Consider the following 12247-nt stretch of genomic DNA (forward strand, 5'->3'; position numbering starts at 1 on the left):
CGGCAGCCCGAACCCCGACACCGGAGACGGGTCCTTCGTCGTCCATCCCACCGGCAACACCACCTACACGCTGTCGGTGGGCGGCGGCAACAGCATGGAGCTGACGGTGCTCCTCGGCGAAGCCCTGAGCCTCGCCTCCTCGCCCAACCTCGCCATCGGTCCCGCCTACGAGACCACCCTGAGCTGGGAAGTCCGCCCTGCCGATGCCGACGTGGTCACGATCTTCGACGGCACCACCACCATCGACGTCACCGCCGACACCGATCCGCTGACCGGCGTGGGCTCCCGCGCCTTCGTCGTCCAGGATGCCTCCACCACCTTCGAGGTCGACGCGAACCACAGCGGCCACACCGCCCGGACGACGGTGCTGCGCGAGCAATCGAACTCTTCCGCGCTGTCGATCGAAGCCGCGGCCATCACCACTCAGATTTCCGGCGAGGTGATCCCTTCCGACCATGAAGGCACGATTGCCATGGCCCTGCGTGAGCCGGTCGGCGTGATGCTGGGCATCGCGCCATGGAACGCCCCGATCATCCTGGGCGTACGCGCCGTCGCCGTAGAGCTCGCGGTAGCGGGGCGTGAGGTCCGGCCGGTGGGTGTTGAGCCAGCGGGCGAACCACTCCTTCACTCCCGGACGCAGGTGCATCGCGGTGTAGGTGACGGAGGTCGCGCCGGCGGCCTTGATGCGGCCGAGCGCCGCATCGAGGTGCTCCGCCGAGTCCGTGAGGAACGGCAGGATCGGCATCATGAAGACCGCCACGTCGAAGCCCGCCTCGGCCGCCGCGGTCACGGTCGCGAGGCGCGCCTGGGTGGTGGGCGTGCCGGGCTCGATGGACTGCTGGAGCTCGTCGTCGGCGATCGCGATCGACAAGGCGAGATCGACCGGGACCCGAGCCCGCGCATCGGCCAACCGTGGGAGATCGCGGCGCAGCAGCGAGCCCTTCGTCAGGATCGAGAAGGGTGTGCCCGACTCCGCGAGCGTGCCGATGATGCCGGGCATGAGGCGGTAGCGGCCCTCGGCGCGCTGGTATGGGTCGGTGTTGGTGCCGAGCGCGACGTGCTCGCGCGCCCACGACTTCTTGGCGAGGTCCTGGCGGAGCGCCTCGACCACGTTGATCTTGACGATGAGCTGGCTGTCGAAGTCCTTCCCGGCGTCGAGCTCGAGGTACTGGTGGCTGGGGCGCGCGAAGCAGTAGACGCACGCGTGGGTGCAGCCGCGGTAGGGGTTGATGGTCCACGTGAACGGGACCGCGCTGGACTGCCCCACCTTGTTGAGGGCGCTCTTGGCGAGCACCTCGTGGAAGGTCACACCCTCGAACTCCGGAGTACGGACGGACCGCACGAGGTTGTTGAGGCGTGCGAGCCCGGGCAGCGCCTCGTCGTTCTCCGTGGCGATCGCCTGGCCCTCCCACCGCATGCCGTCATTCGAACATGCGTTCGAATGTGCGTCAAGGGTGCGCGCCGCGAGAGGTCAGGAGCCGGTCGAGATTCCCGGCGCCGTGTAGACGTCAATCTCGACCTGGCAGGAGACCTCGACGAAGTACTCGAGCACCTGAGCGTCGAACTGGGCCTCCGAGTGCAGCGCTTCACTGGCGAGCGACACTGCGGTGGCGTCCTCGGCGAGCTGCTCGGCGCTCGTGGCGGAGGCCATGAGCTGAGCGATCACGGACTGGTAGTCCTCGTAGTACTCGGCGAGCCCGCTCAGCGCATCCGCAGCATCGATGTCGTCGACGAGCTCCGCGGCCTCGTCCAGCCGGTCGCGCCACGCGGCGCCGGCGGTGTTGAGCTCGACGCCGGCCTCATTGACGCCGGACATGTCGCCGTCGCGGATGGCCGCCTGGGCGATGATGAAGATCTCCTCGGGCGCCACCGCTTCGAAGGCCACATCGAAGCCCTCGAACACGGACAGCAGCAGCGCGCACTCCTCCGCGTCGAAGTCAGCCCCGAGCGGCTCCGGCGTCTGAGCCTCGAGGGTGATGGTCGGAAGCGGCTCGCTCGACGTGCCTGTGTCCGTCTCGACAGGCTCGGGAGCGTCGGCAGCGGTGGGCTCATCCTCACGCTCCTCGCATGCCGCGAGAATCAGCACGGCGGTCGCTGCCATCGTCACGGACACTGCGTGAAATAGGCGCATCGGACATCTCCCCCGATACCCACTCTCGCATGCGTGGGGACCGGGCGCGGGACTGCACATCCGGGACGTTCGTCCCTTGAGGATTCCTTGACCTTGGCAATACTCAAATCAGGACTGCCCCGGGGTCGCGCGACCGCCTGCCCCTCGAAACCGTCCCCCTTGCGAAGGAGCACAGCATGGACACCACCGTCAGCACTCTCCCGCTCGCCGAGGTCAACCTCGACCCCGAGGTGCGCCGCGTCATCGATGCCGCACCGTCCGTGGTCGTCCCGGCCACGCGCGAGGACCTCTACGCCCTCGCGCTGGGGCCCGACGGCGGGCCCGTGTTCTCGGTCGACTACGACGTCGATGGAGAGGTCATCACCGAGGCGACGGTCACGCGCTGCCGCAACGGCCTCGCGGTCAACTATCCCGAGGACTACATGCGGCGCCGTGACCCGCAGTGCATGGTGATCGCCGACTCGCGGCCCACCGACAAGCCGCGCTTCGTCGACCGGTTCGGCCACTCCTTCGCGGACACGCGCGCGGACTCCATGGCGTGGCTCGCCCACCAGCCGCTGGTGGTCGTGCCGTTCCGTGCCGGCGGCCCTGTCCACGGGTCGCCGTCGATCGCGATCGTGCCCGAGAACTCGGCCTTCTTCGCCCTCGCTCTCGTGGACCTGCAGGGCTGGACGACGTTCGAGGAGCTCGGGCCCTTCACGCCCCGCTCGATCCTGTACGTCGCGCCACCGTTCCGTCACACCCACTTCGATGGCCGTCAGGTGGTGGTCCACGACCGCACGGAGAGCCTTCACGAGGTGTTCGCGTACAACCTCTACCCGGGCCCGAGCGCCAAGAAGGGCGTCTTCTCGGTGCTCCTCGACATCGGCGAGACCGAGGGCTGGATCACCGCCCACGCATCCTCGGTGCGCGTCACGACGCCGTACGACAACGAGACGGTCGTGATGCACGAGGGGGCGTCCGGCGGCGGCAAGTCCGAGATGTGCCAGGACCTGCGGCGCGAGGAGGACGGCCGCATCCTGCTGGGCACCAACGTCGTCACCGACGAGCCGTACCTCATCACGCTGTCCGAGACCTCGGACCTGTCCCCCGTCACGGACGACATGACGCTGTGTCACCCGGCCGTGCAGGACGGCAGCGGCAAGATGGTGGTGGCCGATGCGGAGGACGGCTGGTTCGTGCGGGTCGACAACCTGCGCACCTACGGCGAGGACCCTCACCTCGAGCGCGCGGTCATCCACCCCGCCGCTCCCCTGGTGTTCTTCAACATCGACGGCGTCCCCGACGCGACGGTGCTGCCGTGGGAGCACACCATGGACTCGACCGGGAAGCCGTGCCCCAACCCGCGGGTGGTGATCTCCCGGCACATGATCCAGGGCATCGTGGACGACCCCCAGCCGGTCGACGTGCGCACGTTCGGCGTGAGGATGCCGGCGTGCACCACGGACAACCCCAGCTACGGGATCATGGGCATGACGCAGTTCGTCCCGCCGTCGATCGCGTGGCTGTGGCGCCTGATCGCGCCGCGCGGCGACAAGAACCCGTCGATCGGCGAGGCGGAGGCGACGCAGGAGCTCCTCGCACACGGCGGCATGGTGTCGGAGGGCGTGGGCTCGTACTGGCCGTTCTCGACCGGCACGAAGGTGGCGGCGGCGAACCTGCTGCTCGAGCAGCTGGTCGCGTACGACCGCACCCGCTACGTCCTGACCCCCAACCAGCACGTGGGCGCGTATCACGTGGGCTTCTCCGCCGAATGGCTGACCCGCGAGTGGCTCGCCCGCAAGGGCGGCGGCCGCATGCGCGCCGACCAGCTCGAGCCGGCGCGTTGTCCGCTGTTCGGCTACGCCCCCAAGGAGATCACTCTCGACGGTCAGCCCGTGCGGCGCACATTGCTGCGGCCGGAGATGCAGTCCGCGGTCGGCACCGAGGCCTACGACGCCGGCTGCCGGATCCTGACCGGCTTCTTCAAGGCGGAGCTGGAGCAGTTCCTCACCCCGGACCTGTCCGACCTGGGCCGGCGCATCATCGATACCTGCCTCGCCGACGGCCGCGTCGAGGACTACGAGGCGCTGACGCCGATGTATCTGTAGGGGCTCCCTAGGAGCCACTCCCGAGTTCTGGCTCCGGATTGCCGTGGATGCGCGCGAACAGGGCGTTCCGCGCGTCGCGGTACTGAGTGGCCTTCTCGTACCCGGAGTGCCCCGCCGGTGCGGGGTGCCGCTCGCCCAGCGGAGGGAACGGGAGAGCCACGCGCGCGAGGTCGGGGTCGGCGAGAGGAACGCCCGGATCGCAACCCGGCACGAGGTCGGGAGCCCGGTGCAGACGCGTGCGCGGATCGGCGGGGCCGAGCTCGGGCACGATCGCGCCGCCGATCAGGTCCGTCGCACGGTAGAGGTTGCACCACCTCATCCGGTCACCGTCGTCGAGCGCTGCGGTGACGCGACGGATCGACTGACCGGTGTACGCAGGAAAGTACTTGGCATACAGGCGCGTGATGGGACTTCCGTAGGTCAGCAGAGCCACGTGCTCGAGAATCCCCGACCCCGCAGGGCGAGCAGCGGCGTCGGGCGCGGCATCACGCCGGTCCTCGCCGGAGCCATCCGACCCCCGGGGCCGATCGCAGTGCCGCGGCACACCGCGCAGCCCATCGATGGCCGCGAGCGCCACGAGGGTCCCCTGACTGTGGGCGCAGACCACGACGTCGTCTCCCTGCGACGTGAGGCGGTCGAGGCGGGTCTGGAGCTCCGGCACGGCGCGCGCGCTGTAGTTGGGCGGTGCCAGCGGATGGAACCAGCGCGGCCAGAACGTCAGCACGTCCCAGAGGATGCCCACCTGCCGCCGCCGAGCCTTGTTCGCGAACGACTCGCGCACCACCGCGAACAGTGCGATTGGGATCCCTACGGCCACCACCCAGACTGCTGCCGTCACCATCCAGGACGGCAGGAGTTCCAGCAGCCAGTGCCCCGAACGCTCGTCGCCTCCGACGCGGACGTATGCCAGGAGGAACACCCCCACCAGCGCGACGAGCAGCACCACCAGGATCCTGTCCGCCTGGTCGACGAGGACCCTGTGCTCGCGACTCCTGCGCACCACGTTCTCCCACGCCTCACGGGCGAGCAACCGGTTCTGGCGCTCCGGGTCCTCAGTCGCCTCCGGTTCCTCGGGTTGCACGTCGAACGGCAACGGTGCTCGGAAGTCGGGGGCGAACGCGCCCTCGTCTGCATTCTTCGCGGCATCGGCGAACGCGCGGCGTGAGGAGCGCACCGCAAGCCAGACCACATAGATCACCACCGGGACCGCCACCCAGAGCACCAGCACGGCAGCGGCGTCGTACACGCTTGGGTACGTCACGACGTCCGGCCCTCCGAGCAGGCGCCCGATCCAGGAGCTGAACGACAGCAGCGCCACGGCCGCCGTCCCGTACCCCAGGAGCAGCGCCACAGCGGCTCCATAGCCCCAGAACCCCGGGCGCGGCAGGTAGTCCGGTCCATCCGCGCGAGCCCCTGCGGCGCGCGCGGGATGCAGGCGGATGGCGACCACGAGGGTGATCTCGAGCGCCAGGAGGATGATCGGCATGGCCGCCGCCGGCGCGTCGAACGAGCCTTCCTCGTGCAAGGCTGCCCGCTTCACGGTCCCCAGAGCGCCCGTCGGCGAAGCCCCGTCGGCGGTCGTCGTCCATGCCGTCAGCGCAGTGAACGCGAGCAGGCCCCACGACGCCCAGAACACTGTGGTGGAGAGCCGCTGGCGCCGCGCGATGCTCTCGCTGGCGGCACGCGCCTCGATGCTCACGCGGTGCGTCGCGACCTCCAACGTGGTCGCCATGACGGCCACCACGACGAGCAGGCCGAGTGCCAGTCCGATTGCCACCAGCCAGGCGATCGACGGCCCCTCCGCGTTGGTGTCGATGCGCTGCACCGACAATGCGAGCAGCGTCGTGACGATCAGCACGCCGCTGGTGATGTGGGTGCGTGACAGGATCCGCAGCACCCGCTCGTCGCTCCAGAAGCCCGGATCGCCGAAGGATCCGACGGCGTCTGCCCGTGCCTTCTCGCGCGGCGCCTGGCCGAAGGCGTCGTAGCGGCTGCGCGTCACTGCACCCAGCCACCACAGCAGACCCAGGATCGCCGCGGGAATCAGCGCGCCGACGGCCACCCGGCGGAACGAGTTGTCTGCCATGAAGTCGTGGCCGAACAGCGCACGCACGACCACGTTGCCCTCGCGGCACTCGGCGATGCCGCCGCACTGGTACGCGACCGTGTCAATCGTGACCTGGGCGATCCACACGGTGATGAGCGCCGTGACGAGAATCCCCGCCAGCCGCACCGTCGCCGATGCGACGCGGTGCGGCCAGCCGGCGTGGGGATCATCGGATTCGTCCTCGTCGCGGTCGGAGGACGCGGGCGGCAGCATCCAGCCGGCGACGTTGAGAAGCGCGAACGGCATGAGCAGCACCCACAGCGCTCGCGTCCAGGACCGGGACGTCAGCCCTCCCCACGAGTACGCCTCGAGCACGGGCGAGCCGTCGTCCGGACGGTCGTCGTCCCGGCGACGGAAGAAGCCCGCGACCTCGTCGCCGGCCGTCTGGTCGACTTCGAGCCGGTCGAGCATCTCTTCGGGGGGCGTCCCGGAGACGCCGTGAACACGCAACTCGATTCCGCCCGGTGACTCGGCGGACGCGGCATGGCCTATGGGTCGAGGACGGTACATCGGACAGCCTCTCGCTCGCACAGCACTGTGGGCGACAGTGCGACATGCGTGCCATCCCCACACGCGACGCTGCCACTGGTGCCCATCGTTCGCCCATCGCGCCGAGTCGTCAAGAGGACGCCGGGCGCCCACGGCGGCCGTCGCGTACGGTCGGGTGCATGACCGATGCGCGCTCCCCCGCCCGTCTCGCCTCGCCTGGCGATACGGCGACGCTCGCACGGATGCTGGTCGACTTCAACGCGGAGTACGACGAGGAGACCCCGTCGCTCGAGGTGCTCGAGTCGCGCTTGGGGACACTCCTGCGCACGGACCGCTTCTGGGCGGCGTTGGCCGGCGACCCTCCCGTCGCCTTCGCGACCGTGACCGAGCGGGACTCGCCGTACTACGAGGGACGCGTGGGCTACCTGGAGGACCTGTACGTGCGCCCCGAGCTGCGCGGACAGGGCATCGGCGGCGACATCATGCGACTGCTGCTCGATGAGGCCCGCCGGCGCGCGCTGGGGCTCGTCGAGATCGGCGTCGACGAGCCGGACGTGGACGCGATGCGCTTCTACGAGTCGCACGGCTTCATCCACCGCGATCCCGAGACCGGCGACCGCGCGTTCCACATCTACCAGGAGTTCTAGCCGACGCCGCGCGCGCACGCGCTCAAGCGAGCGCGCCGTGCCTCACTCGAAGGGCTGCACCCGCCCGGCGTGCTCGGCGAGCTCGGCCAGCACGGCCAGATCGAGGTCCGCTGCCGTCGCGAAGGTCAACGCGGCGGCGCCCGCCTTGGCCTTGCCCAGCCGCGGCGCGTACTGCTTGGTCAGGTACTCGCGCCCCTCCGCGGCGTTGACATACAGGCTGACGTGGCGCTTCTGGCGGGCGAGCCCCAGCAGGAACCACTCCACCGACTCGCCCCGCGGCCGCGGCTGCTCGATGCGCCCATAGCCCACAATCGCCTGGTCGGTCCCGCCCCAGAAGACCCCGCGCCACAGCGTGCGGGAGATGCCGGGCAGCTCACCCGTGATCACGCCGTCGATCACGGCGAGCGAGTCATCCCCGGCTGTGACGGCGTCCTCGGCGATGAATGCATCGACCGACTCGGAGGTGGGGCGCATCGATTCCTCGGCCATGACTCGACCGTACCCTCGCGCGCCTCGCGCGCGCTCGTCAGGCCGAGCCGGCGAGGGTCCGCAACGCGACCATCGCATCGGCCGCCCGGTCCACCGGCACGAAGAGATGGTCGTGGTGGAAGCCCGCAACCACGTTCGCGCTGATGCCCGCATCGCCCAGCGCCGTCGCGAACGCCGCGGTCAGACCCACCGCCTCGAGCGACGAGTGCACCGTCAGGGTGATGCGGCGGCACGGAAACTCCGGCTCGAGCCCGTGGCTCACGGCGGCGTCGAGCGGCAGCACGAGCGTGAGCCCCTCGTCCTCGCGCACCGTCGCCACAGCGTCGATCAGCGCGCCCGCGGCGGCGAGGCCCTCGACGCTCGCCCAGGCGTACGTGACGGGGTCCAGGCGCGGCTCCATCGATGCGATCAGGGTGGCCAGGTCGGTCTCGCCGCTCATGGGACCGAGCCTAGCGAGGTGCGCTCACGCCCCCGCCAGCGCTAGCCGGGCCTCGCCGTCGGCAAGAATGCGCGCCGTCACCGCCCCCGCCGCGCCGTGCAGGTGCTCGAACGCCGCGTTGTAGCAGGCGAGCCACACGGTGGTGGCCCACGCGATCTCGCGCTCCTCCGGCGTGAACATGCGTCCGCGCGCGGCCTCGTATTCGGCGAGCACCCGAGCCCCGGTGTCCACGTCCGCCGCGGCCCCCGCATCGGGCATCGCCACGTGGTCGAGAGCGAGCGTGCCCGCCAGCACCGCCTCGGGCAGCGCGGCGATCGAGTCCCAGTCGTGGACCAGGGGGCGATCGCCGTTCCAGCGGACGTTGAGGCCGTTGAGGTCCGCGTGGCCGAGCACGGGCGGCAACGTCGTCGCCGCGAGCCGCGCTCGGGCGCGCGCCGCGAGTGACGGCAGCTCAGCGGGCAGGTCAGCCTCGATGCGGTGGGGATCCCAGCGGGCCGATGCGGGCGGCGGCCACACGCGCGCCGCGTCCGTGTGCGCGTAGTCGAGCCAGGGCGGCGGGCTCAGCCCGGCGGTGGGAACGCCCTCGAGCGCCTCGACCAGCGCGGCGAGCAGGCGCGCGAAGGCGACGGGCGCATCGGCCGACGGCATCAGTGCGCCCTCCTCGCGCCAGTCCTCGACGGTGACCGCAAGCGCGGCGTCCCCCGGCGCGGGCGCCGGGCCGGCCAGCAGCGCCGGCACGTCGATCCCCGCGGACCCGGCCGCTCGCTGGGCGGCGGCCGCTGCCGCGAGACGCGGGTGGTCGCCGCGGATCTTGACCGCGACGCGGCGGCCGTCGGCGAGCGTCACCCCCGCTACGCGCGACATCGACTCGGCCTCGAAGAACACCTCCCGAGGAGCGGAGCCGAGCTCGCGCCCGAGCCACGCCGCGAGAGGACCGTCGAGCTCCATGTCACGAACCTACCGGGCGCGCGGGCGCGGCCCGAGGTCCCGAATAGCCACCCACGTTCCGGGATACCGTGCTCCCAGGAGGCCCCCATGAACCCAGCCGAGATGCGAGCCAAGATGGCGGAGATCCCCGTCGAGGACTCGACGCGCACCGAGTACGACAAGCTCATCAACGACGAGTGGTTCCGCTATCGGGCCGGACCCGAGCTCGCCGACATGCAGCGCGCGACCATCGCGCGGCTGCGCGAACTGGGAGAGCTGTTCTACACCGACCCGGACGCGGCCAACGCCGGCGTCACCGAACTCGTGGGCGAGTGCGGTCCCGGCCTGGACTTCCGCCCGCCGCTGTACCTCGAGTACCGCGAGCGCATGCGGTTCGGTACCAACGTGTTCATCAACGCCAACCTGATGATCCTCGGCTCGGGAGAGGTCACCATCGGAGACAACTGCCTGATCGGCCCCGAGGCGCGCTTCTACACCGTCAACCACGCGTTCGACGTCGAGATCCGTCGCGAGGGCTGGGAGCGCGCGTTCCCCATCACGCTCGAGGACGACGTCTGGCTGGGTGGCTCGGTCGTGATCTGCCCGGGCGTCACGATCGGCCGTGGCTCGGTGGTCGCTGCAGGCGCGGTCGTGACCAAGGACGTGCCACCCGGCGTGGTGGTCGCGGGCAACCCCGCGCGCGTCGTGCGGGAACTGTGAGCGCCGGCGAGGGCCTGCTGCCCACCCAGCGCGCGCTCGCGACGCCCGAGCTCGCCGCGGTGCTCGCGCCGCTCGGCCAGGTCCGGTCCCACCGCCTGCTCTCGGGAGGCACGTTCTCTGCGGTCCAGGCGGTGCGCCTCAAGTCGGGCGACGAGGTCGTGGTCAAGACCTCCGTCCCGGAGTCGCTCGATCACCGGGGTCGCTCGCGGCTGCTCACGTACGAGCATCACATGCTCCCCGCAGAGCGCGATCACCTCGCGAGGATCGAGGGGCTGGACGGCGTCCCGGCACCCCGTGTTCTTCTCGACGACTTCACGCGCGCGCACGTCGACGTCGACGTCCTGGTGATGACGCTCGTCCCGGGCGTTCCGTGGGACGGCGTCACCGACGAGATGACGCCGGACGCGAACGCACGGGCCTTCGAGGGCGTCGGCGAGATCCTCGCGCGGCTGGCGACCGTGCGCGGCCGTCGGTTCGGTTTCCCCGCTGACGACTACCGGCTCGCCGCGGACACGTGGCCGGCCTTCATGCGCCTCCTGATCGTCGCCACGGTCAGCGACGCGGACGCGTGGGACGTCGACGTCCAGCCCGAGCGGCTCGTGGCGGCGCTCGACGCTGCCGGCGAGGCGCTCGCGGAGGTGGACGAGCCGCGCCTGGTCCACGCGGACCTGTGGCACGGCAACGTGCTGGTGGACCCGGCGACCGGGGACGTTCGAGGCGTCGTCGACTTCGAGCGATCCCTGTTCGGCGACCCGCTGTGGGGGCTGGCCGGCGGCGAGACGCACGACTCTGGCCCGTTCGAGCCGGCGAAGGTGCGCGGCTACGAGCGCGCGACCGGCGCGCCGCTCGGCTTGGACTCCGGCGCGCTGAAGAGGATCGCGCTGTACCGGCTGTGGTCGATGGCCGTCCAGCTCGTGGAGATCGAGCCCCGCGGCTTCTCCGGCGAGTGGCTCGCGAGCCACCGCGCGTCCATCCGCGAGAACCGGGACAGGCTCTCCGCCATCCTGGGGGTCTGACTACGCGCCAGCGACGGGGTCGTCCTCGCCGCCCTCGGGCATCTCCGTCGACTCGGGTCGCCGCGCGAGGAACGTGACGGACGCGGCCAGCCCACCCCAGATCACGGCCATCGAGGCCAGCATCAGTGCCAGTGCGTCGCCGCTCATGACGGTTCCTCCGTACGCGGCTCGGGTGTCGCATCGGCTTGCCGGGGCGTCTCCGTGTCACTGCGCAGCGCCGATGCGGTGGCGGGCTCAGGCGCCAGGCCCAGCTGCTCGCGGCTGGGCCAGACCACGTAGTGGACGATGTCGCGCCGCCAGCGCGTGAGCGACCCCACGAGTCCCACGAGACCGAGCAGCGCCACGGTCCCCCACCCGAACACGACGATGTACCAGGTGGGATACCCCTCGTACCCGTCCGCAATCAGCGTGACGGCCTTCGAGACCAGCATGTAGATCAGCAGCAGCGTGACCGCGCTGACGATGACCAGCCACGAACGCCCGAGCTTGAAGGTCGAGACGGCGCTGAGGTGCCGGCGCAGCTCGGTACCGCGGCGGCCGACCCACAGCGACGCCACGATCATGCCAACCGCTCCGGCGATGATGCCCAGCTGGTTGGACCACTGGTCCACGACATCGAGCAGGAACAGGCTGGTCGTGGTCGCGAACCCCATCGCCGAGAGCACCATCGACACGAGACCGAGCACGACTGCGGACACGCGCGGGTTCCAGCCGAACTTGTCCTGCAGCGCCGCGGAGATGGTCTGCAGGATCGACACCAGCGACGTCAGGCCGGCGATCACGAGACCCGCGAAGAACACGACGCCAAAGAACGTGCCGCCGGGCATCTGAGCGATCACGGCGGGGAACGAGATGAAGGACAGGTTGGGTCCGGCGATGTTGCCCATCTCGGCCACCGGAACGCCCTGCTGGGTCGCGAGGAATCCCAGCGCCGCGAACACCGCGAGCCCCGCGAGCAGCGAGAACGAGCTGTTGCCGAACGCCACCACGAGCGCGGGAGTGGTGATGTTGGAGCGGCGGCGGCGGTACGAGGCGTAGGTCATCATCGCGCCGTACGCGAGCGACAGGGAGAAGAACACCTGACCGTAGGCGGCGATCCACACCTGCGGATCCGTCAGCGCGTCGAAGTCGGGAGTGAACAGTGCCTCGACGCCGTCCATGGCGCCGTCGAGGGTGAGCGCCCGAGCCGCCA

General features: G+C 70.5%; 10 protein-coding genes and 3 pseudogenes. 5 read left to right on the forward strand and 8 right to left on the reverse strand.

Annotated elements, in window-relative coordinates; all coding sequences use genetic code 11:
• Positions 1 to 94: 94 nt before the first annotated feature.
• Positions 95 to 511, forward strand: a pseudogene (locus QZ483_RS09335) (hypothetical protein); the annotation flags it as partial.
• Positions 512 to 538: 27 nt separating this feature from the next.
• Here QZ483_RS09335 and QZ483_RS09340 read toward each other — a convergent pair.
• Together QZ483_RS09340 and QZ483_RS09345 are read right to left on the reverse strand one after the other, a co-directional pair.
• Positions 539 to 1417 (reverse strand): annotated as a pseudogene (locus tag QZ483_RS09340) (Rv2578c family radical SAM protein); the annotation flags it as partial.
• Between the two features lie 54 nt (positions 1418 to 1471).
• A complete protein-coding gene (locus tag QZ483_RS09345) occupies positions 1472 to 2131 on the reverse strand; it encodes a hypothetical protein (RefSeq protein ID WP_297083242.1) in 660 nt (219 codons plus the stop codon).
• 176 nt (positions 2132 to 2307) lie between these two features.
• Here QZ483_RS09345 and QZ483_RS09350 point away from each other — a divergent pair, with 176 nt between their 5' ends.
• Entirely contained in the window at positions 2308 to 4221 is a 1914-nt protein-coding gene (locus QZ483_RS09350; protein ID WP_297083243.1) for a DUF4914 family protein, read from the forward strand.
• A gap of 7 nt (positions 4222 to 4228) precedes the next feature.
• On the opposite strand, the gene QZ483_RS09355 is transcribed toward QZ483_RS09350, so the two are convergent.
• On the reverse strand, positions 4229 to 6739 hold the full coding sequence (locus tag QZ483_RS09355; protein WP_297083245.1) for a hypothetical protein: 2511 nt from the start codon (positions 6737 to 6739) through the stop codon (positions 4229 to 4231).
• 257 nt (positions 6740 to 6996) lie between these two features.
• On the opposite strand from QZ483_RS09355, the gene QZ483_RS09360 reads away from it, so the two are divergent.
• On the forward strand, positions 6997 to 7464 hold the full coding sequence (locus QZ483_RS09360) for a GNAT family N-acetyltransferase (protein WP_297083247.1): 468 nt from the start codon (positions 6997 to 6999) through the stop codon (positions 7462 to 7464).
• 42 nt (positions 7465 to 7506) lie between these two features.
• Here the strand turns inward: QZ483_RS09360 and QZ483_RS09365 are convergent, their stop codons facing one another.
• Genes QZ483_RS09365 through QZ483_RS09375 form a run of 3 tightly spaced genes read right to left on the reverse strand, consistent with a single transcriptional unit; the run spans position 7507 to position 9340 of the window.
• Positions 7507 to 7953, reverse strand: a complete 447-nt coding sequence (locus QZ483_RS09365) for a DUF1801 domain-containing protein (RefSeq protein WP_297083249.1) — start codon at positions 7951 to 7953, stop codon at positions 7507 to 7509.
• Positions 7954 to 7990: 37 nt separating this feature from the next.
• Entirely contained in the window at positions 7991 to 8392 is a 402-nt protein-coding gene (locus QZ483_RS09370; protein WP_297083252.1) for an ACT domain-containing protein, read from the reverse strand.
• A gap of 24 nt (positions 8393 to 8416) precedes the next feature.
• Positions 8417 to 9340 carry a phosphotransferase gene (locus tag QZ483_RS09375; protein WP_297083254.1) on the reverse strand — a complete coding sequence of 308 codons (924 nt, stop codon included), beginning with the start codon at positions 9338 to 9340 and terminating at the stop codon, positions 8417 to 8419.
• Between the two features lie 87 nt (positions 9341 to 9427).
• Here QZ483_RS09375 and QZ483_RS09380 point away from each other — a divergent pair, with 87 nt between their 5' ends.
• Together QZ483_RS09380 and QZ483_RS09385 are read left to right on the forward strand one after the other, a co-directional pair.
• On the forward strand, positions 9428 to 10039 hold the full coding sequence (locus QZ483_RS09380) for a sugar O-acetyltransferase (RefSeq protein WP_297083256.1): 612 nt from the start codon (positions 9428 to 9430) through the stop codon (positions 10037 to 10039).
• The gene (locus QZ483_RS09385) at positions 10036 to 11055 is read left to right on the forward strand and encodes a phosphotransferase family protein (RefSeq protein WP_297083258.1); all 1020 of its coding nucleotides are present in this window, start codon (positions 10036 to 10038) and stop codon (positions 11053 to 11055) included. Before QZ483_RS09380 ends, QZ483_RS09385 begins: the two co-directional genes overlap by 4 nt.
• Here QZ483_RS09385 and QZ483_RS09390 read toward each other — a convergent pair whose 3' ends face one another.
• Both QZ483_RS09390 and QZ483_RS09395 read right to left on the reverse strand, forming a co-directional pair.
• On the reverse strand, positions 11056 to 11202 hold the full coding sequence (locus tag QZ483_RS09390) for a methionine/alanine import family NSS transporter small subunit (RefSeq protein WP_297083260.1): 147 nt from the start codon (positions 11200 to 11202) through the stop codon (positions 11056 to 11058).
• A pseudogene (locus tag QZ483_RS09395) lies at positions 11199 to 12247 on the reverse strand (sodium-dependent transporter); the annotation flags it as partial. The pseudogene QZ483_RS09395 and the gene QZ483_RS09390, both read right to left, overlap by 4 nt.

The sequence above is a fragment of the uncultured Demequina sp. genome (assembly GCF_913055775.1).
Classification (GTDB): Bacteria; Actinomycetota; Actinomycetes; order Actinomycetales; family Demequinaceae; genus Demequina.